Consider the following 18,353-nt stretch of genomic DNA (forward strand, 5'->3'; position numbering starts at 1 on the left):
GTACGGCCCGACCGGCCGCCCGGGGCCGTCGGGTGACCCGGCTCAGCCCAGGTCGAGCGCCCCGCCGAGCCGGTCCAGGAAGCGCCGGTCGGCCGGCGCGGTGGCCGGGGCGGCCGGCCCGCCGGCGGGGGCGGCGCGGCAGACCCGGGCGGCCACCGACAGCACCCACTGCCGGTACGCGGCCGAGTCGGCGGGGTCGGCGCGGCGGCGCAGTACGCGGACGGCGGCCCGGCACGCGGCCAGCAGGTCGACCAGGTCGGTGAGCCGGTCGGCCGGGGGCGTCGAGCCGTCGTGCCGGGAGTAGATGGCGGCCACCACGGCGCGGACCAGATCGCTGTCGAAGGCCCGGCCGGCCGCCACCGCGTCGAGGCCGGCGAGCCCGGCGGCCACGCCGCGCGGTGGGTGCCCGGGGGCGGGGGTGGCGGCGGCGACGAGCACCCGCCCGGGAAGGCCGGTCAGCAGCGTCCACTCGGCGGCGGAGTAGACGGCGGTGGTCAGCGGTGCGGCGCGACGGCCGGCGGCCGGCGGCTCTCCGGCGACGGAGTGGCTCATGGGAACCTCCGGCGCCAGCATATGCCCCGGATCGCGCGCCGGACCCCGCCCGCGGAGAACCCGGCGGGCGGGCCCCAGCGCGTACGGCGGTGGGGTCAGCGCGGTTCGGGGAAGCTGGGCCGCTCCGGGTCGACACCCTCCGCGACGGCCGTCGCGGCGTACTCCCGCTTGGGGACCATCACCCGACGGCGGAAGACGCAGACCATGGTGCCGTCCTGCTTGTAGCCACGGGTCTCGACCGACACCACGCCCCGGTCCGGCTTCGACTCCGACTCGCGCTTGTCCAGCACCGTCGTCTCGCCGTAGATGGTGTCGCCGTGGAAGGTCGGGGCCACGTGCCGCAGTGACTCGACCTCCAGGTTGGCGATGGCCTTGCCGCTGACGTCCGGCACGGACATGCCGAGCAGGAGGGAGTAGATGTAGTTACCCACCACCACGTTGCGCTTGAACTGACTCGCCGACTCGGCGTAGTGGGCGTCCATGTGCAGGGGGTGGTGGTTCATGGTGAGCAGGCAGAAGAGGTGGTCGTCGTACTCGGTGACGGTCTTGCCCGGCCAGTGCCGGTAGACCGCGCCGACCTCGAACTCCTCGTAGTAACGGCCGAACTGCATCGGTGTCCCCTTCAGGGCGGGCGACGGAGTTCGACCCAGGATGCCTTACCGGAGGTTAAGGTGGCGGCCGGGCCGGCGTCGAGAAATGTCACATCGATCGCGACCTGGGGAGACGCAATGAGCGGCGGGGCCCTCCCCGGCACCCGCCGCCCACGCTTTGATGAGGAAGATTCTGCCCCAGGCAACGACGGGCGCATAGAGATGGACGTCACATTTACGTTTCTGTGACATTACGATGAGTAGCCGGAGGCCGCCCCTCGAGCGACCTCCCCAGGCTGGATCGATGCCTGTCAAGCATCAGATCACCGATCCGTAACGGCTGGATGCGGCGGCCTCCTTGGAAGCGCTCTCATCACTCCTCGTCACGCAAGTGCTTCCTGCATGTGCGTCCTGCAACACTTGCCCCACAGATCTGGGTCGATATCCTGGCTCAGGCCGGCGGCCCGGCGGGGTTTCGGTGGCGACCACCCGGGAATTCGACGGAACCTGTCCTGGTTGCAGGAGGCGTAGGTGATTCCGCGGTGATCGGAGACTGCAAATGGCAACCGTTGAGCTGACCACGGCGAACTTCGACGAGGTGACCGGCAGCGACGGTATCGTCCTCGTCGACTTCTGGGCCGAGTGGTGCGGCCCCTGCAAGCGGTTCGCCCCGGTCTACGAGCGCTCCTCGGAGAAGCACCCGGGCATCGTCTTCGGCAAGGTCGACACCGAGGCGCAGCAGGCGCTGGCCGCGAAGTTCGACATCCGGTCCATCCCGACGGTCATGGCGGTGCGGGACGGCGTGATCGTGTTCGCGCAGCCCGGCGCCCTGCCCGAGTCGGCCCTGGAGAACCTGATCCAGCAGGTCGAGGCCCTCGACATGGACGACGTCCGCAATAAGCTGGCCGAGCAGAAGCACTGAGCCGAGCCCTCCGACGGCCGGGCCCCACCGGGGTCCGGCCGTCGGTGCGTCCGGCGGCGGCCGGCACACGGCCGACCCCTCGCCGGTGGCCGGTCAGGCGCCGCGCCGATCACGGGCCAGGCACCGCGCTGGTCACGGGCCAGGCACCGTGCCGATCACGGGCCAGGCGCCGTGCCGGTGACGGGCCAGGCACCGCGCTGGTAACCCGGTCAGGCGCCGGCGGTGGGACGCCCGGCCGGGCCGTAGAGGCGCTCGCGGGCCTCCTGGGGCAGCGCGCAGGCGGCGGTGCCACCGGGCAGCCGGTGCCGGTTGCGGGCCACCCACCGGTACGCGGGCCAGGCCAGCGCCCGCGCCGGCGCCAGGCGCAGCCCGGCCCCGGCGGCCCGCCAGAGCGGGCCGCTGCCGCCCAGCAGCTTCGCGATCGCGTCCGGCCCGGCGGCGCGGAAACCGTCCGCGCCGACCCACTGCACGGCCTCCTCGCACTCGGCGGCGGTGAGACCCAGCGCGTCGAGGTCGGCGAACTGCCAGGGCACCACGCGCGCCCCCGTGGGGATGCGGCGCTCGATGAACTCGGCGCAGCGGGTGCAGAACGCGCAGTCGCCGTCGTAGACGAAGGTCGACGTCTCCATTCCCCCATCCTCCCCCGCGCGGCGACGCGCCGGGCGCCGGTGTCCGACAGGTCACTTGCACTTCTCTCGTACGCATGTTCGAATGATGGCCATGCGCTGGGACAACCTCTCCGCTCCCCCGGACGAGGGGGTTCCCGAGCGGGCAGCGCCGGCGGCTCCACCCCTGCCGCTGGCGCTGCCCGGCGCGATCGCCCGCACCTTCGACACCCCCGGCTTCGCCGGGATGACCTTCTACGAGGTGCGGGCAAAGTCGATCATCAACCGGGTGCCCGGCGCGTCGCGCGTCCCGTTCGAGTGGACGATCAACCCGTACCGGGGCTGCAGTCATGCATGTCTCTACTGCTATGCGAGAAACACGCACACCTACCTGGACCTGGACGCCGGGGCGGACTTCGACCGGAAGGTGGTCGTCAAGGTCAACGCTGGCGAGCTGGTCCGGCGGGAGCTGGCCGCGCCCGGGTGGCGCGGCGCGCACGTCGCGATGGGCACCAACGTGGACTGCTACCAGCGCGCCGAGGGGCGCTACCGGCTCATGCCGCAGATCATCGAGGCGCTGCGCGACTTCGCCAACCCGTTCTCGATCCTCACCAAGGGCACGCTGATCCTGCGGGACCTGCCGCTGCTGCGCCAGGCCGCCGAGGTGACCCGGGTGGGCGTCTCGTTCTCGGTGGGGTTCGTGGACGAGGCGCTGTGGCGGTCGGTCGAGCCGGGCACGCCGAGCCCGCGCCGCCGGCTGGACGCCGTCCGGGCGCTCGCCGACGCGGGCTTCGCCGTCGGGGTGCTGATGGCGCCCATCCTGCCGGGGCTCACCGACACCGACGAGTCGATCGACGCCACCGTGGCGGCGATCGCCACCGCTGGCGCCACCAGCGTGACGCCGCTCGCCCTGCACCTGCGCCCCGGCGCCCGGGAGTGGTACGCGGGCTGGCTCGGCCGGGAGCACCCCCGGCTGGTCCCCCGCTATCGGGAGCTGTACGGGGCCGGGGCGTACGCGCCGCAGGCGTACCAGCGGGAGCTGACCGCCCGGGTGCGGATGGCCGCACGCCGGCACGGCCTGCACCGCGCTGAGGTCGGCGACAATCGCCGGCTGCCGGAGCCGCCGCCGAAGGCGCCGCCGGCCGAGCAACTCACCCTGCTGTGAGGTCGCCTGTCGATTAGAGTCGCGGGGTGCGTACCGCTCAGCAGATCCTCGCCGACGCCGCCGTGATCGCCGTCGTCGGCGCGTCCAGCGACCCCAGCAAGCCGGCGCACACCGTGCCGGCGCAGATGCAGCGGTACGGCTGGCGGATCATCCCGGTCAACCCGTGGCTGGAGGGCGAGCTGTTCGGCGAGCGGGCGTACCGGTCGCTGGCCGACATCCCGCACCCGGTCGACCTGGTCAACGTGTTCCGCCGGCCGGCCGACGCCGTCGAGGTGGTCCGCCAGGCGGTGGCGATCGGCGCGCCCGCGGTGTGGTTGCAGCTCGGAATCATCTCGCCGGAGGCACGGCGGATCGCCGAGGAGGCCGGAATCGACTACGTCGAGGATGCGTGCCTCATCATCGAGCGCGCCGCCGCCGGCCTCACCCGGCTGGGCTGACAGCGGGCTGCCTCGCTGTCAGATCAGATGGCGCGGGCGACGGCGATCGTCGTGTGCAGCCGCTGACCGGCCTCGTAGAACATGTACTGCACGCCGTCCTGGCTGCCGAACGAGGCGGCGGCGCTGCGTCCGTTGTCGGGGGCGCCGGTCATCGCGTAGTGGAAGACGCCGAGATGGATCTCACGGTCGAGGTTCGGGCCGACCTCGGTGATGAACATGTTGCCGCCGTTGCCGTGGTAGATGACGTAGGCGGTGCCGTTGCGGGTCACGAACGTCGGCGCCGCGATGTCAGTCTGCCCGTCCGGCTCCGGCCTGACGAGCGGGGTCGGGTCGAACTGGAACGTCTTACCCGTCGATGACCAGCCCCAGAAGATCTTCCGGGTCCCGTTCGTGACGCCCATGAACAGCATGATGTACTTGTTGCCCAGCCCCGCCACGCTGTGCTGGAAGACGCGGGCGTACGAGGTCTCCGTCGAGCCGGGGATGACGCCGGTGTGCAGAACCCGGCCGTAGTAGTTGAAGTGGATGCCGTCGGTGGACCAGGCCATCCGGGTCGTCGTGTTCTCACCGTGGAAGTACAGGTAGAACTGGCGCGCGTCGGCGTCCCAGATCACGTGGGGCGAGGACACGTGGCTCACGCTGTAGTACGGCGACCAGACGTTGGAGATGATCGGGTTGTACGGGTACTCCGTGAACTGGCCATCGAGCGAGTTGCCGTAGGCGAGGCAGATCCCGCCCGGCGCGTCGTGCGGCGCGTAGTACAGGTAGTAGCGGGCGAGCGCGGTGCTGACCTTGTCGGAGACCCCGCGGATGCAGGGGAAGATCAGCTCGCCGGTGGGGTTGTAGCGCAGGTTCGCCTTGGTGAACGGTGTGCCGATGTACTGGTAGCTCGGGAACCCAGCCGGCGCCGCGAAGGCCGGGGCCCCACCCGTCGCGGCGCCGAGGCCACCGACGGCGGCCGCTCCGCCGAGCAGCGCCGCGCCGCGCAGCACCTGCCGGCGATCCATGGGGATGCTCATGGTCATACCTCCGTTCAATCGATCGAGTGATTGATGAGTCTCCGACTCCGATCGAACGGCGTCAAGATGCTAATACGAATTAGCAAGGGCTTACAGGGCCTGCTGAAGAGTCCGCCGGGCCACGCCCGGGTGTTGTGTCCCTGCCCGCGGATCCGGGTCAGAGCTTGTACTCCTTGAGCAGGCCGCGGGAGATGATGGTCTTCTGGATCTCCGAGGTGCCCTCGCCGATGAGCAGGAACGGCGCCTCCCGCATCAGCCGCTCGATCTCGTACTCCTTGGAGTAGCCGTAGCCGCCGTGGATGCGGAACGCCTCCTGGACGACCTCGGCGCAGTATTCGGAGGCGAGCAGCTTGGCCATGCCGGCCTCGACGTCGTTGCGCTGGCCGGCGTCCTTGAGCCGGGCGGCGTTGACCATGAGGGCGTGCGCCGCCTCGATCTTGGTGCCCATCTCGGCGAGCTTGAACGCCACGGCCTGGTGCTTGGCGAGCGGCTGGCCGAACGTCCTGCGCTGCTGAGCGTACGCGACGGCCAGCTCGAAGGCCCGGATGGAGATGCCGCAGGCGCGGGCGGCGACGTTGACCCGCCCGACCTCGATGCCGTCCATCATCTGGTAGAAGCCGCGGCCGAGCCGCTCCGGGCCGCCGAGGATCGCGGTCTCGGGGACGGCGACCCCGTCGAGCACCATCTCGGTGGTCTCGACGCCCTTGTAGCCCATCTTCTCGATCCTGCCGGGGATGGTGAGGCCGGGCGCGGTCTCGCCGAAGCCGGGCTCCTTCTCCAGCAGGAAGGTGCTCATGTTGCCGTACACCGAGTCGGCGCCGGTGTCCGTCTTGACCAGGGTGGCGACGACCGACGAGTATGCGCCGTTGGTCAGCCACATCTTCTGCCCGTTGAGGACGTACCGGTCGCCGTCGCGGACCGCCCTGGACTTGATGGCCGAGACGTCGGAGCCGCACTCCGGCTCGGACATGGAGAACGCGCCGCGCACCTCGCCGGTGGCCATCCTCGGCAGCAGCCGGGACTTCTGCTCGGCCGAGCCGTGCTGGGAGATCAGGTACGCCACGATGAAGTGCGTGTTGACGATGCCGGAGATGGACATCCAGCCCCGGGACAGCTCCTCCACCACGAGGGCGTACGTCAGCAGGGACTCGCCGAGCCCGCCGTACTCCTCGGCGATGGTGAGGCCGAACAGCCCCATCTCGCGCATCCCGTCGAGGATGTCGGCGGGGTACTCGTCGGCGTGCTCCAGCCGCTGGGCGTGCGGAATGATCTCCTTGTCGGCGAACTCCCGGACGGTCTCCAGGATCGACCGCTGCACATCGGTCAGGCCGGGTGTCTGGGCGAGTCGGGCCATCTCAGCCTCCGGGGATCGACGCATTACTCGTAGGTAACTGAACGCGCGGTCAGTATCGGCCCGCCCGGCCGGGAAGGCCAAGGTGACCAGTCCACACAACCTTTGTGAAAAGGTTCACCGGTGCGGGTAGCGTCCGCAATACAGGCCTGGTCACAAGGTGCGAGGGAGGCGGCGGATGGAGCACCCACCGCGGGAGCCGGACCAGCCGCCGTCCCCGTACGAGCCGCCGGGCGCGGGCGGCCACGGCCCATCGGGCCTGGGCGGCCACGGCACGCCCGGCCCGCCGATCGGGTACGGCCCACCGCCGGGGTACGGCCCGCCCGGCGGGTACGGCCAGCCGGGTCCGGGCCGGCGGACGAACGTGCTCGCGGTGTTGTCCCTGGTGTTCGCGTTCGTCTTCGCCCCGGCCGGGATCGTGCTCGGGCACGTGGCCAAGCGGCAGATCCAGCGCACCGGCGAGGAGGGCGACCAGCTGGCCACCTGGGGGCTGATCCTCAGCTACGTCTTCACCGTGCTCTGGGTGCTCGCCTGCTGCGGCTGGATCGCACTCGCCATCTGGGCGAATCACGACGGCGGCATGTACCGCTGAGACGGCCCGCCCGCGCGGCGACCGCCCGCGCGAAGGGGCGGCTCAGCGGAACCGCGCCTCCCGGACGCTGTTGCCGCCGTCCACCACCAGCATCTGGCCGGTGATGTAGGACGCCGCCGGCGAGCAGAGGAAGGCGACCGCGGCGGCCACCTCGTCGGGGGTGCCGGGGCGGCCCACCGGTGTGCCGAGGCCCTGCCGCAGCTCCGCCACGGTGGACGCGGCGGTGTGGATGATGCCGGGGGCCACGGCGTTCACCGTCACCCCGTCGGCGATCATCTCCATGGCCAGCGCCCGGGTCAGCCCCACCACGCCCGCCTTCGCCGCGGCGTACGCGGCCTCGGTGGGCAGGGCGTTGACCGGGCCGGCGGTGGCCGCGACGTTGACGATACGCCCCCAGCCCCGCTCGGCCATCCCGCCGATGAACGCCCGACTGCACAGGAACGCCGTGGTCAGGTTCCGGTCGATCTCGCCGCGCCACTCGTCGTAGCTCAGCTGGGCCACCGGGCGCAGCACCTCGGGGCTGGCTCGGCTCGCCAGGCCGGCGTTGTTGACCAGGACCTCGACGTCGCCGAACTGCTCGACGACCGCGTCGGCGAGCGCGCCGACCTCGGACTCGTCGGTCAGGTCCGCGACGAAGCCGGTCACGCCCAACTCCCCCGCGCGCTCATGGATGCGGCGGGTGGTGGAGACGATCGCCACCCGGGCGCCGAGGTCGGCCAACCGGCGGGCGGTGGCGTACCCGATGCCGTCCGGGCTGCCGGCCCCGGTGACCAGGGCGACCCGGCCGTCGAGCCGCATGGTGACCGGCTCGGCCAGCGGCGCCGGCGCGTCCTGCCCCGTCCGCACGTCGATTGCCATGCCGCGATCCTGCCCGCTTCCGGCGCACGGGGCAATGCGCCGCCCGGCGACGCGTGCACCCGATTTTGCCTCGGTCTGGCTACCCTGACGGCGCACCCTCGACCAGACGGAGACGAACCGATGACATATCCTCCGCCGTCCGGCGGCCCGAACGACCCCTGGGCGCAGCCGTCGGCCCCGCCGGCCGACCCGACACTGGCGATGGGCGGGCAGCCGATCCCGGCCCAGCCGGCCAACCCCGACCCGTACGCCCCGGCCGACCCGTACGCGGTGGCCAAGTCGGACCAGGTCCCGGCGGTGGGCGGCGACCCGTACGCCGCGCCGGGCTACGGGCAGCCCGGATACCCGCCCGGTTACCCCACGCCTGGTTACCCCACGCCCGGTTACGGCTACGCGCCGCCGCAGAAGACCAACGGGATGGCCATCGCCGCCCTGGTGCTCTCCCTGGTCGGCATCGCGTCCTGCATCACCGCGCCGATCGGCGCGATCCTCGGGCACGTGGCCCGCAAGCAGATCCGGGAGACCGGCGAGGGCGGCGAGGGGATGGCGAAGGCGGCCATCATCGTGGGCTGGATCCTCACCGGCCTGCTGGTACTGATGATCATCTTCTACGTCGTGGTCATCGTGCTGGCGATCGCCACCGCCGACACCGGCGGCAGCACCCCCACCTTCTGACGCGCGGTGCCGCCCCGGGGCCCGGGGCGGCACCGGCGGCGAGAGCCCGGCCGACGACGGGGCTCAGCCGGCCGGCGGGGTGAAGCTCGACGTGCGGGTCATCCCGGCCGCGCGGCCCTTGGCCGCGATCACCAGCGCCATCTTCCGGGACGCCTCGTCGATCATCTCGTCGCCCAACATCACGGCGCCGAGCCTGCCGCCCGCCTCCGAGGTGTAGTGCTCGTACGCGTCGAGGATCAGCTCGGCGTGGTCGTAGTCGGCCTGGCTCGGCGAGTAGACCTCGTTCGCGGCGTCGATCTGGCCCGGGTGCAGCACCCACTTGCCGTCGAACCCCAGCGCGGCCGAGCGCTTCGCCACCTCGCGGAACGCGTCCACGTCGCGGATCTGCAGGAACGGGCCGTCGATCGCCTGCTTGTCGTGCATCCGGGCGGCCATCAGGATGCGCATCAGGATGTAGTGGTACGGGTCGCCGGGGTAGTCGGGGATCAGCGCGCCGACCGCCAGGGACTTCATGTTGATCGAGGCCATGAAGTCGGCCGGGCCGAAGATGATGGTCTCCACCCGGGGCGAGGCGGCGGCGATGGAGTCGACGTTCACCAGGCCGGCGGCGTTCTCGATCTGCGCCTCGATGCCGATCCGGCCGACCTCCAGCCCGAGGGTCTTCTCCAGTTGGGTGAGCGTCAGGTCCAGCCACTGCACCTGGGCCGCGTTCTGCACCTTCGGCAGCATGACGCAGTCCAGGTTGGCGCCGGCGCCCTCGACGACCTCGATCACGTCCCGGTACGTCCACGGGGTGGTGAGGTCGTTGACCCGGACCACCCGGGTCTTGCCGGCCCAGTCGCCCTCGTTGAGGGCGGCCACGATGTTCTTGCGGGCGTCCGGCTTGGCGAGCGGGGCGACCGCGTCCTCCAGGTCGAGGAACACCTGGTCGGCGGGGAGGCCCTGGGCCTTGCCGAGCATCTTCACGCTGGAACCCGGCACGGCGAGGCAGGACCGGCGGGGGCGACCGACAGCGGCCATCGAGTGCGCTCCTTCCCGCGTCGGCGGACGGGCCGACGGGCAGACGGATGCCGCCGCACCGGGCGGACTTAACGATCCCAAAGGTGTTTGTGACGTCACGGTAACCTCGCGCCATGACCGGGGTGAATGGACCTGTGGAAGATCTCACTGGGCGTCGGATCGTGGTGGTGACGGGCGCCAGCTCCGGCATCGGACTGGCCGCCGCCGTCGACCTGGCGCGCCGCGGCGACCAGGTGGTATTGGTCGGTCGGGACCCGGCCCGCCTCCAGTCGGCGGGCGACCGGGTACGCGAGGCGTCCGGCGAGCGTCCCGAACTGTTCCGCGCCGACTTCGCGGTCCTCGACGACGTACGCGGGCTGGCGGAGCGGCTGCGCGCGGCGTACGACCGGATCGACGTGCTGGCCAACAACGCCGGCGCGATCGTGCTGCGGCCGGTCACCACCGTGGACGGCTTCGAGCTGTCCATCCAGGCCAACCACCTGGCCCCGTTCCTGCTCAGCAACCTGCTGCGGGACCGGGTGGGCCGGATCGTGGTCACCGCCTCGGGGGCGCACCGCAGCGGGGTGCTGGACCCGGGCGACCTGAACGCGACGCTGCGCGGCTACCGGCCGATGCGCGCGTACGGCACCAGCAAGCAGGCGAACATCCTGTTCACCGCCGAGGCGGCCCGGCGCTGGCCGGAGATCCCCGCGTACTGCTTCCACCCCGGCGTGGTGCGGACCCGGTTCGGCGCGGACAGCCGGCTGGTGGCCCTCGGCATGCGGCTGCTGCCGTTCCGCAGCCCGGAGCAGGGCGCGGAGACCCTGGTCTGGCTGGCCAACCAGGACCCGGCGCGGCTGGCGGACGGCGGCTACTACTTCGACCGTCGGCCGCGGCGACCGCTGCGCAAGGCGGCCGATCCCGGCCTCGCCGCCCGCCTCTGGGCGACCAGCGCGCAGGCGGTCGGCCTCCCGGAGGCGTAGCCCCGTGGGGCCGGGGCAGGCCGTGACTAGCCGCGGCCTCACCGGGTACGCGTCCGCCATGGGTAGCCACAAACCAAACAAACACGACAGCGGCGGCGAATCGGCGCGGGCCGGGCGGAATCCGGGCAGCGGCGCCCGGGGCCGGCAGGGTTCGGAGGTCGAGCACTCGCCGAAGCGCCGGCACGAGCGGGCGGCGACGGGCACCTCCGGCAGCGAACGCGACCACGGCCGGTCCAAGCTCGCGCACGAGGGGCGGATCCACCGCCAGGGTTCGGGGTGAGCGGGTGCCGGACCCGTACCCGAGCGGCCCGCACGTGAGGTGCGGGCCGCTCAGACCGTACGCTCCTCGGTCACCGGGCCGGCGGCGGCCGGGAACATGTGGCGTACGTCGGGATCGTCGTCGGCGATCTCCCGGACCCGCTGCTCGGCCTCCTGGTCGGCCTCGGTGAGCCGGCCCCCGTGCTGGCGCAGGTGCTCGTCCCAGGACGGCACCAGGTAGACCTCCACGAAGCGGTCCCGGCACTCCGCCTCGTGGAACAGCCCCCAGCGCATCGCGCCCGTACGCTGCCGCGACCCGCGGACCAGTTCCATCGCCGTCAGGAAGTCCGCCTTCCGCTCCGGGCGCACGGTGTAGGTGATCTCGATCAGCACCGGCCCGACCCGGGGATCGGGCTGGAGCGCGAGGTTCAGGCGCGGCCAGTAGGTCGCCGGGTCCCTCTTGACCCCGCGCAGTTCGGGCAGCGGCCAGATCTGGGACGTCACCGCGCTCAGCAGCATCAGCGCGCCCGCCCCGACGAACGCGGCGACCAGCCCGGCGATGTCCGCGACCACGCCCCAGGCGAACGCCCCGACGGCCTGCCCGCCGCCCTGCACCACCTGGAAGACGGCCAGCCCCCGGGCGCGGACCCAGCCGGGCAGGAACAACTGGATCTCGGCGTTGACGTTGGCGAGCACGACGACCCAGGCCAACCCGGCCGGCAGCAGGGCGACCAGCACCACCGGGACGATCCGGACGGACGCCACCACGAGCAGGGTCGCGCCGTAGAGCACCCCGGCCAGCAGCAGGAACTGGTTGGCCGTCAGCCGGGTCCGGATCCACGGCAGCAGCACGCCGCCCGCGATCGCGCCCACGCCGAGGGCAGCCAGGAGCAGGCCGTACCCGCTGGAGTTCATGCCGAGCCGGCGGCTGGCCACCAGCGGCAGCAACGCCCACAGCGCGCTCGCCGGCAGCACGAACACCAGCGCCCGCCGCAGCAGGCGGCGGACGATCGGCGAGTGCCGGACGTACCGGCCGCCGGCGCGCAGCGCCGCCGTGAAGCGCTCCGGGACCTCGACGGCGCGGGCGTCGCCGGGCCGCCAGCGCAGCAGCGCGTACGCGAAGACCAGGAACGCCACGCCGTTGAGGGCGAACACGGGCGCGACGCCCAGCCGGGCGATCAGCACGCCGGCCACGGCCGGCCCGACGGCCCGGGCCAGGTTCACGCTGATCGAACCGAGCGCGGAGGCCGCCCGCAGGTGCTCCCGGGACACCAGCTCCGGGATCACCGACGCCCAGGCCGGCAGGGTGAGCGCCTGCCCCACGCCGAACGCGAAGGTGAGCGTGAGCAGCAGCGCGGGCGGCATCCGGCCGGCCGCGGTGAGCAGGGTGAGCGCCGTCGCCACCCCCACCAGGAACAGTTGCACCGAGATCAGCAGGTGCCGGCGGTCGAAGGTGTCGGCCAGCGCGCCGGCCGGCAGCGCCAGCAGCAGCACCGGCAGCAGGCTCGCGGTCTGGACCAGCGCCACCAGCGTCGAGGCGTTCGACTGGTTGACCAGCAGCCACTGCGCGCCGACCGTCTGCATCCAGGTGCCGATGTTGGCGGCCAGCAGGGCCAGCCACAGGTTGCGGTAGACGGCGGTCCGCAGCGGCGCCCACGCCGAGGCCGTCGGCTCGGTGCCGCCGCCCGGCGTCACCACCGTCCGTCAGCGCGCAGCACGCGCTCCCCGGAGACGTAGAGGTCGTCGGGGTCCAGCAACAGCAGTCGTACGACCTCCTCGGCGACCTGCTCGGGCAGCGCGTAGACCTCGTCGAGGAAGTGGTCGCCCACCCGCTCCTGCAGCCGCGTCGGCATCGGCCCCGGGTGCAGCTGCATCACCTTGATCCGGTTGCTGTGCTGGGCCTCCGCCAGCGACTCGACCAGGCTGCTGCCGTAGCTCTTGGTGGCCCGGTAGACGGGGATGCCGGGGCGCGGCTGCACCACCGCCATGGCGCCGACGTAGACCACGTTGCCGTAGCCCTGCCGGCGCAGGTGGTGCAGCGCCTCCTTGAGCACGTACGTCGTGCCGAGCGCGTTCACCTCCACCGCCCGGCGGATGTGGCCCGGGGTGAGCTGCTCCAGGTCGCCGCCCGCCCACACCGAGGCGCAGGCCGCGACGCCGTCGATCACGCCGTACCGGTCGGCCACCTCGGCGAAGACCGCGCGCACCTGGTCGTACGACGAGACGTCGCAGACGGCGCCGGCGCAGCCGAGTTCGTCGCTCGCCCTGTCGACCTCCTCCTGCTGGTCGCCGAGCACGACCACGCGCTGCTCCTGGACGAGCAGCCGGGCGACGGCCAGCCCGAGCCCGCTGGTGCCGCCGGCGACCACGAAGGTGCGGGCAGCCGGGTCTCCGGCCGCCGCGGCGTTCGACGGGTCGCGCACGGGCGCCGCCTTCCCGCTGCCGCGGGTTCCACACCCGGACCACTCTCCCGCCGCGCGACGGTCGCCTTCGCCGTCAGCCGGGCAGGTGCACCGGGACGCTGGTCACCACCACCCCGGGCAGTCTGCGCAGCGCCCGGCGCAGCCGCTGCTCCGCCTGGCTGTGCAGCGGGCGGTACCAGCTGCGGCGCAGCACCACCTCCGGCACGATCACGGTGAACACGAGGTCGGGCCGGGAGGCGTGCAGCGCCTCCAGGTAGTGCGCCAGCGGCCCGATCACCGCCCGGTACGGCGAGACGACCGTCTCCAGCCGCACGTGGTCTCCCCACGCCTCCCACTGCTCGCGGAACCGGTCCGCCTCCCGCTCCTCCGGTGCGAGGTGCACCGCCAGGGTCGGCTGCCCGAGCGACGCCGCGTACGCCAGGGCGCGCAGTGAGGCCAGGTTGAGCCGGGCGACGGGCACGATCACGAGGTGTCGTACCTGCTGCGGCGACTCCTGCCCCTCCGACGGGCCGGGCGCCCGGTCGTCGGGGGCGGGGCCGGCGGCGGGCGGCACCCCCGGTGGTCGCAGGGCCAGCGCGCGGTTCAGCCGCCGGTAGTGCACCTGCACGCGGTGGAGCAGCAGCACCAGCAGCGGCACGGCGACGACGACCACCCAGGCGCCCTCGGTGAACTTGGCGGACGCGGCGGTCAGCAGCACCAGCCCGGACAGCGTCGCGCCGAGCGCGTTGACGGCCAGCCGGTGGCGCCAGCCCGCCCCCCGGCGCCGGCGCCAGTGCACCACCATCCCCGCCTGGGACAGGGTGAACGCCAGGAACACCCCGACCGCGTACAGCGGGATCAGCGACTGGGTGTGCCCGCCGAACGCCACGAACACCACCGCCGCCGTGACCGACAGCACCACCAGGCCGGCGCTGAACGCCAACCGGTCGCCCAGGTGCAGGAACCGGCGGGGCGCGTGCCCGGCCCGGGCCATGAAGAACAGCAGGCGCGGAAACCCGTTGTACGCGGTGTTCGCCGCCAGCAGCAGGATCAGCGCGGTGGCCGCCTGCACCAGCGCGTACCAGGGCCCGGTCGGGAAGCTGTGCCGGGCCAGTTGGGACAGCACCGTCTGCCCCGGCGCCGGCACCACGCCGTTCAGGTGGATCAGGACGACGATGCCGGCGAAGAGGGCCACCAGCATGCCCACCATGAAGCTGAGCGTGGTGCGGGCGTTGCGCCACTCCGTCGGCCGGAACGCCGGCACCGCGTTGGACACCGCCTCGATGCCGGTCATCGACACCGCCCCGGAGGCGAACGCCCGCAGCACCAGCAGCAGGCCCAGCCCCTCGACGGCCGGCACGGGCGGCGGGGGCAGCGGCGCGAACCCCCGCCCGGCCGCCTGGACGAAGCCGGCGCCGAGCACCGCCACCAGCGCGAGCACGAAGGCGTACGTGGGAATCGCGAAGATGTTCCCGGCGGTGCGTACGCCGCGCAGGTTGCCGGCGAGCAGCAGCGCGATGACCAGGATGCCGAGCGGAACGGTGAACCGGGTGAGCCCCGGCAACGCCGAGGTGACGGCGTTGACGCCCGCGGCGATCGACACCGACACGGTGAGCACGTAGTCCACGATCAGCCCGGCCGCGGCGGCCAGGCCCGCCACGGGACGCAGGTTGTCGCAGGCCACGACGTACGAGCCGGCGCCGTGCGGGTACGCCGGGATGGTCTGCCGGTACGAGACGCCGACCGCGACCATGAGCACCACCAGCAGGGCGGCCAGCGGCAGCGACAGCCCCAGCGCGCCGCCGCCGGCCAGCACCAGCACGGACAGCATCGCCTCCGGCCCGTACGCCACCGAGCTGAGCAGGTCGGACGAGAGCACCGGGAGGGCGACCAGCTTGCGCATGCGCTCGTACAGCACGGCGGAGCTGCGCAGGGGCGGGCCGAACACCGCGCGGCGCAGCCGGGCCAGGCCCCGGCCGAGGCGGGACCCGGGCAGGGTGGCCGGCTCGGTGGCGACCAGCTCCTCCGGCTCGTTCTCCTCCGATCGTTTCCCGCCTGCCGCGGCCTTCCCCGGCGGCTCTCCGCCCGCCGCGTTGGCCCGGAACATCTCGATCGGCGTCAGCCGGCCGAACCGGCTGGGCGTGGGACGACCCCGGTACCGGCCGAGCGTCGGATCGACCGGCAGCTCCCGGGACCGGCCCGGGCGCCCCGGGGCCGTCCGCCACTGCGCCCCGATGCGCCGCAGCGCGTCGAGTTCAGCCGGGGTCAGCGGCGGGAACTCCGCGGAGGGCGTGACGACGGTCCCCTCACCGCGCCCCTCGCCCACCCGCCACCACCCCTCTCCCCTTCGCACTCTCACCGAAAGCGCCCGGTCCGGCGGCGGAATGCCGAGTCTTTCCGGAAAAATGCGCGCGGCGTCGGGCCGGCCCGCGGCAGCGCGGGTCAGGTGGTGGGCAGTCCGGGAGGGGCTGGGCGGCAGCGGGAGATGGCCGCCCCGGGAGCGGCCGGCGGCGGACTCAGGCCGGCGGGCGCTCCGACAGTGGGGTGGCGTCGGCCGGCAGCGGGGTGGGAAGCGGCGCGGCCGGCCGGGCGGCGCGGGCCGCGCCGAGCACGACCACGACGACCCCGAGCAGGAGCACCGCCAGCCCGGGTAGCGCGACGGCCGGGGGCAGCTGCCCGAGCCACACCCAGGCGACCAGGGCCGCCCCGGGCGCCTCCAGCAGGGCCAGCACGCTCACCGTCGTCGCGGGGATCCGCCGCAGCAGGTGGTTGAACATCGAGTGGCCGAGCAGTTGGGCGCCGCCCACCAGCCCCAGGATCGCCAGCCAGGTGCCCGTGTCGTACCCGGCCAGCGGCACCCCGCCGACCAGGCAGACGACCAGCAGGATCAGCGCGCAGACCCCGTAGCAGACGGTGGTGTACGTGGTCGTGCTGACCGTGGTCCGGGCCCGCTCGCCGAGCGCGGTGTAGACCGCGGCGAACGCGCCACCCGCCACCGCGAGCAGGTCGCCGGCGAACGCCCGCCCGGAGACGGCGAAGTCGGCCCCCGAGGCGAGCACCGCCCCGGCGACGGCCACCCCGATGCCGGCCCACACCGCCGCCGGCAGCCGCCGTCCCTGGGCCCGGGCGATGAGCCCCTGCCAGACCGGCTGGGTGGCCACCAGGGCGGTGGCGGCGGCCACCGAGGTCAGCTTGGTGCTCGGCATCCAGGTGGCGAAATGGGCGGCGAGCGCCACCCCGGACAGCACGCAGTACCAGCCCTCGCGCCGGCCCGTGCCCACCGTCAGCGCCCGGAACTCGGCCCGCCGCCGGGCCAGCGCGAACGGGCCGAGCGCGGCGACCGAGAGCAGGTTCCGCCAGAACGCGATCGCCAGGGCCGGCGCGGCGGCGAAGGCGACCAGCGGTGCGGACGAGGAGACCGCCGCGACGGCCAGGACCACGATGCCGGCGGTCAGCAGGTCGGGCGAACGGTGGGGTACGGGTGCGGCCACGGGACGGAATCCTGGCACGAACAGGCCAACACACACCGTCAGCATTCCATTACGATCATGGACATCCCGCCGGCAACCTCCTCGACCATCCGGAGGCACTTCCGCATGCCCGTCTTCCAAGCGGTGCTGTTCGACTTCTTCGGCACGCTCACGTGTCCCGTGCAGCGGGGCAGCGCGCACCGGCTCACCGCCGAGCTGCTCGGCTGTCCGGTCGACGCGCTCGCCGCCGTACTCGACCGCAGCTACTACGAGCGGGCCAGCGGGCGGTTCGGCACCGCCGAGGCGACCATGCGATGGGTGTGCGACCAGGCCGGCGTACACCCGCCGGAGGGCGTGCTGCGCGCGGCGGTGGCCTCCCGGCACTCGGCGGTACGGGCGGACACCCGGCTGCGCGACGAGGCGGTACCGGTCCTGACGGGGCTGCGCCGGCGGGGCGTACGCACGGGTTTGATCAGCGACTGCACGCATGAGCTGCCGGCGTTCCTGCCGGAGCTGGCCGTGGCGCCGCTGCTCGACGTCCGGGTGTTCTCGGTGCAGGTGGGGCGGTGCAAGCCCGACCCGGCGCTCTACCTGGCGGCGTGCGGGCGGCTCGGTCTGACACCGGCCGACTGCCTGTACGTCGGGGACGGCGGCAGCCGGGAGCTGACCGGCGCCGAGCGGGCCGGCATGACGGCGGTGCGGCTGGCCGCCCCGGACCTCACCGGGCACATGGTCTTCGACGCCGAGCCGGCCTGGGGCGGGCCGGCGCTGCGCTCGCTCGACGAGGTCCTCGACGTGGTGGACCGGGCCGACGTACCGGCCGGCTGCCGCTGACCACGGCCTCGGCGCGGCCGGCCGGCGCAGGCCGGACGGCCGGTCTCGGCGCGGGCAGAGGGCCTCAGCGCGACCGGCCGCCGCCTCAGCGCGGGCGGACGCGGTGCAGCCGGAACGGCTTGCGGGTGACCCGGACGACCGGGGCGTCCCGGGGCGGCTCGGCGAGCGAGCCGTCCGGCAGTCGGTCGCCCGCCGCCGGCTCGCCGGCCGGGGTCAGCCGGCTGAGGGCGCAGCCGCTCGCGGCCCAGCGGTCGACCAGCTCGGCGGTGGGGCCGGGGGCGTTCAGCCGCTTGACGGCCACCGTCGGGGCCAGCGTCGTCCACTCCTCGGTGCCCGGCTGGATCCGGGTCACCCGGGCCGGCCAGGTGACGATCCGGCCGGCGTGGTCGCCGCGCAGGGTGACGTCCGCGCCGGCGGCCTCGGCCAGTCCGGGCGCGGCCTGCTCCCCGGGGCCGCTGACGATCAGGAGCGACCCCTCCGCCGGCACGCACCACAGCGCCCGCGCCGGCCCGCCCGCGACGCTCACCCAGGCGACGGCGGCCTTCTTCACCGCCTCGTCGACCAGGGGCGTGCCGACCCGATCCCGCACCTCGTCAGTCACCTCGGCATCCTCCCGCATTCCGCCCCTCCCGCACACCCCG

20 protein-coding genes are annotated in these 18,353 nt (G+C 73.4%); 8 read left to right on the forward strand and 12 right to left on the reverse strand.

Annotation, left to right across the window (positions count from 1 at the left end; genetic code table 11):
* Positions 1-42 precede the first annotated feature (42 nt).
* On the reverse strand, positions 43-573 hold the full coding sequence (locus tag ABGB16_RS17245; RefSeq protein ID WP_347669083.1) for a hypothetical protein: 531 nt from the start codon (positions 571-573) through the stop codon (positions 43-45).
* 74 nt (positions 574-647) lie between these two features.
* Complete coding sequence (locus ABGB16_RS17250; protein WP_347669084.1) at positions 648-1,163, reverse strand: MaoC family dehydratase; 516 nt, start codon at positions 1,161-1,163, stop codon at positions 648-650.
* A gap of 538 nt (positions 1,164-1,701) precedes the next feature.
* Between ABGB16_RS17250 and trxA the strand changes: the two genes are divergently transcribed.
* Complete coding sequence (gene trxA / locus ABGB16_RS17255; protein ID WP_347669085.1) at positions 1,702-2,064, forward strand: thioredoxin; 363 nt, start codon at positions 1,702-1,704, stop codon at positions 2,062-2,064.
* A gap of 209 nt (positions 2,065-2,273) precedes the next feature.
* Here trxA and ABGB16_RS17260 read toward each other — a convergent pair whose 3' ends face one another.
* A complete protein-coding gene (locus ABGB16_RS17260) occupies positions 2,274-2,693 on the reverse strand; it encodes a DUF393 domain-containing protein (RefSeq protein ID WP_347669087.1) in 420 nt (139 codons plus the stop codon).
* Positions 2,694-2,784: 91 nt separating this feature from the next.
* On the opposite strand from ABGB16_RS17260, the gene ABGB16_RS17265 reads away from it, so the two are divergent.
* Positions 2,785-3,834 carry an Rv2578c family radical SAM protein gene (locus tag ABGB16_RS17265; protein WP_347669147.1) on the forward strand — a complete coding sequence of 350 codons (1,050 nt, stop codon included), beginning with the start codon at positions 2,785-2,787 and terminating at the stop codon, positions 3,832-3,834.
* Positions 3,835-3,860: 26 nt separating this feature from the next.
* Positions 3,861-4,271: a CoA-binding protein gene (locus ABGB16_RS17270; RefSeq protein ID WP_347669088.1), complete on the forward strand. Its 411-nt coding sequence runs from the start codon at positions 3,861-3,863 to the stop codon at positions 4,269-4,271.
* A gap of 23 nt (positions 4,272-4,294) precedes the next feature.
* Here ABGB16_RS17270 and ABGB16_RS17275 read toward each other — a convergent pair whose 3' ends face one another.
* Both ABGB16_RS17275 and ABGB16_RS17280 read right to left on the reverse strand, forming a co-directional pair.
* The gene (locus tag ABGB16_RS17275) at positions 4,295-5,290 is read right to left on the reverse strand and encodes a hypothetical protein (RefSeq protein ID WP_347669090.1); all 996 of its coding nucleotides are present in this window, start codon (positions 5,288-5,290) and stop codon (positions 4,295-4,297) included.
* 157 nt (positions 5,291-5,447) lie between these two features.
* Entirely contained in the window at positions 5,448-6,644 is a 1,197-nt protein-coding gene (locus ABGB16_RS17280) for an acyl-CoA dehydrogenase family protein (protein ID WP_347669092.1), read from the reverse strand.
* A 175-nt stretch (positions 6,645-6,819) separates the two neighbouring features.
* Between ABGB16_RS17280 and ABGB16_RS17285 the strand changes: the two genes are divergently transcribed.
* Complete coding sequence (locus ABGB16_RS17285) at positions 6,820-7,233, forward strand: DUF4190 domain-containing protein (protein WP_347669094.1); 414 nt, start codon at positions 6,820-6,822, stop codon at positions 7,231-7,233.
* A 42-nt stretch (positions 7,234-7,275) separates the two neighbouring features.
* Here the strand turns inward: ABGB16_RS17285 and ABGB16_RS17290 are convergent, their stop codons facing one another.
* On the reverse strand, positions 7,276-8,091 hold the full coding sequence (locus ABGB16_RS17290) for an SDR family NAD(P)-dependent oxidoreductase (protein WP_347669096.1): 816 nt from the start codon (positions 8,089-8,091) through the stop codon (positions 7,276-7,278).
* A 120-nt stretch (positions 8,092-8,211) separates the two neighbouring features.
* Here ABGB16_RS17290 and ABGB16_RS17295 point away from each other — a divergent pair, with 120 nt between their 5' ends.
* Positions 8,212-8,766 carry a DUF4190 domain-containing protein gene (locus ABGB16_RS17295; RefSeq protein WP_347669098.1) on the forward strand — a complete coding sequence of 185 codons (555 nt, stop codon included), beginning with the start codon at positions 8,212-8,214 and terminating at the stop codon, positions 8,764-8,766.
* A 63-nt stretch (positions 8,767-8,829) separates the two neighbouring features.
* Here ABGB16_RS17295 and ABGB16_RS17300 read toward each other — a convergent pair whose 3' ends face one another.
* Entirely contained in the window at positions 8,830-9,786 is a 957-nt protein-coding gene (locus ABGB16_RS17300; protein ID WP_347669100.1) for a CoA ester lyase, read from the reverse strand.
* A gap of 134 nt (positions 9,787-9,920) precedes the next feature.
* On the opposite strand from ABGB16_RS17300, the gene ABGB16_RS17305 reads away from it, so the two are divergent.
* A complete protein-coding gene (locus ABGB16_RS17305; RefSeq protein ID WP_347669101.1) occupies positions 9,921-10,748 on the forward strand; it encodes an SDR family NAD(P)-dependent oxidoreductase in 828 nt (275 codons plus the stop codon).
* A 58-nt stretch (positions 10,749-10,806) separates the two neighbouring features.
* On the forward strand, positions 10,807-11,028 hold the full coding sequence (locus ABGB16_RS17310; RefSeq protein WP_347669102.1) for a hypothetical protein: 222 nt from the start codon (positions 10,807-10,809) through the stop codon (positions 11,026-11,028).
* 50 nt (positions 11,029-11,078) lie between these two features.
* Here the strand turns inward: ABGB16_RS17310 and ABGB16_RS17315 are convergent, their stop codons facing one another.
* From ABGB16_RS17315 to ABGB16_RS17330, 4 genes are all read right to left on the reverse strand, one after another.
* Positions 11,079-12,704: an MFS transporter gene (locus tag ABGB16_RS17315; protein WP_347669103.1), complete on the reverse strand. Its 1,626-nt coding sequence runs from the start codon at positions 12,702-12,704 to the stop codon at positions 11,079-11,081.
* Positions 12,698-13,429 (reverse strand): SDR family oxidoreductase, encoded by a 732-nt coding sequence (locus tag ABGB16_RS17320; protein ID WP_347669104.1) that lies wholly within the window; start codon positions 13,427-13,429, stop codon positions 12,698-12,700. Before ABGB16_RS17320 ends, ABGB16_RS17315 begins: the two co-directional genes overlap by 7 nt.
* Before the next feature lie 73 nt (positions 13,430-13,502).
* Positions 13,503-15,734, reverse strand: coding sequence for an APC family permease (locus tag ABGB16_RS17325; protein ID WP_347669105.1), 2,232 nt, complete (start codon positions 15,732-15,734; stop codon positions 13,503-13,505).
* 190 nt (positions 15,735-15,924) lie between these two features.
* Positions 15,925-16,899 (reverse strand): DMT family transporter, encoded by a 975-nt coding sequence (locus tag ABGB16_RS17330; RefSeq protein ID WP_347669106.1) that lies wholly within the window; start codon positions 16,897-16,899, stop codon positions 15,925-15,927.
* Positions 16,900-17,004: 105 nt separating this feature from the next.
* On the opposite strand from ABGB16_RS17330, the gene ABGB16_RS17335 reads away from it, so the two are divergent.
* A complete protein-coding gene (locus ABGB16_RS17335; protein WP_347669107.1) occupies positions 17,005-17,712 on the forward strand; it encodes an HAD-IA family hydrolase in 708 nt (235 codons plus the stop codon).
* An 85-nt stretch (positions 17,713-17,797) separates the two neighbouring features.
* On the opposite strand, the gene ABGB16_RS17340 is transcribed toward ABGB16_RS17335, so the two are convergent.
* The gene (locus ABGB16_RS17340; RefSeq protein WP_347669108.1) at positions 17,798-18,331 is read right to left on the reverse strand and encodes a hypothetical protein; all 534 of its coding nucleotides are present in this window, start codon (positions 18,329-18,331) and stop codon (positions 17,798-17,800) included.
* Between the last annotated feature and the right edge of the window lie 22 nt (positions 18,332-18,353).

Source organism: Micromonospora sp. B11E3 (genome assembly GCF_039871625.1).
GTDB lineage: Bacteria > Actinomycetota > Actinomycetes > Mycobacteriales > Micromonosporaceae > Micromonospora.

What these genes read in the sequence shown, in the direction of transcription:
- ABGB16_RS17245 (WP_347669083.1), bottom strand. Translation starts at nt 573, where the DNA reads ATGCTGGCGCCGGAGGTTCCCATGAGCCACTCCGTCGCCGGAGAGCCG.
- ABGB16_RS17250 (WP_347669084.1), bottom strand. Translation starts at nt 1,163, where the DNA reads ATGCAGTTCGGCCGTTACTACGAGGAGTTCGAGGTCGGCGCGGTCTAC.
- trxA (WP_347669085.1), top strand. Translation starts at nt 1,702, where the DNA reads ATGGCAACCGTTGAGCTGACCACGGCGAACTTCGACGAGGTGACCGGC.
- ABGB16_RS17260 (WP_347669087.1), bottom strand. Translation starts at nt 2,693, where the DNA reads ATGGAGACGTCGACCTTCGTCTACGACGGCGACTGCGCGTTCTGCACC.
- ABGB16_RS17265 (WP_347669147.1), top strand. Translation starts at nt 2,785, where the DNA reads ATGCGCTGGGACAACCTCTCCGCTCCCCCGGACGAGGGGGTTCCCGAG.
- ABGB16_RS17275 (WP_347669090.1), bottom strand. Translation starts at nt 5,290, where the DNA reads ATGAGCATCCCCATGGATCGCCGGCAGGTGCTGCGCGGCGCGGCGCTG.
- ABGB16_RS17280 (WP_347669092.1), bottom strand. Translation starts at nt 6,644, where the DNA reads ATGGCCCGACTCGCCCAGACACCCGGCCTGACCGATGTGCAGCGGTCG.
- ABGB16_RS17285 (WP_347669094.1), top strand. Translation starts at nt 6,820, where the DNA reads ATGGAGCACCCACCGCGGGAGCCGGACCAGCCGCCGTCCCCGTACGAG.
- ABGB16_RS17290 (WP_347669096.1), bottom strand. Translation starts at nt 8,091, where the DNA reads ATGGCAATCGACGTGCGGACGGGGCAGGACGCGCCGGCGCCGCTGGCC.
- ABGB16_RS17295 (WP_347669098.1), top strand. Translation starts at nt 8,212, where the DNA reads ATGACATATCCTCCGCCGTCCGGCGGCCCGAACGACCCCTGGGCGCAG.
- ABGB16_RS17300 (WP_347669100.1), bottom strand. Translation starts at nt 9,786, where the DNA reads ATGGCCGCTGTCGGTCGCCCCCGCCGGTCCTGCCTCGCCGTGCCGGGT.
- ABGB16_RS17310 (WP_347669102.1), top strand. Translation starts at nt 10,807, where the DNA reads ATGGGTAGCCACAAACCAAACAAACACGACAGCGGCGGCGAATCGGCG.
- ABGB16_RS17335 (WP_347669107.1), top strand. Translation starts at nt 17,005, where the DNA reads ATGCCCGTCTTCCAAGCGGTGCTGTTCGACTTCTTCGGCACGCTCACG.
- ABGB16_RS17340 (WP_347669108.1), bottom strand. Translation starts at nt 18,331, where the DNA reads ATGCGGGAGGATGCCGAGGTGACTGACGAGGTGCGGGATCGGGTCGGC.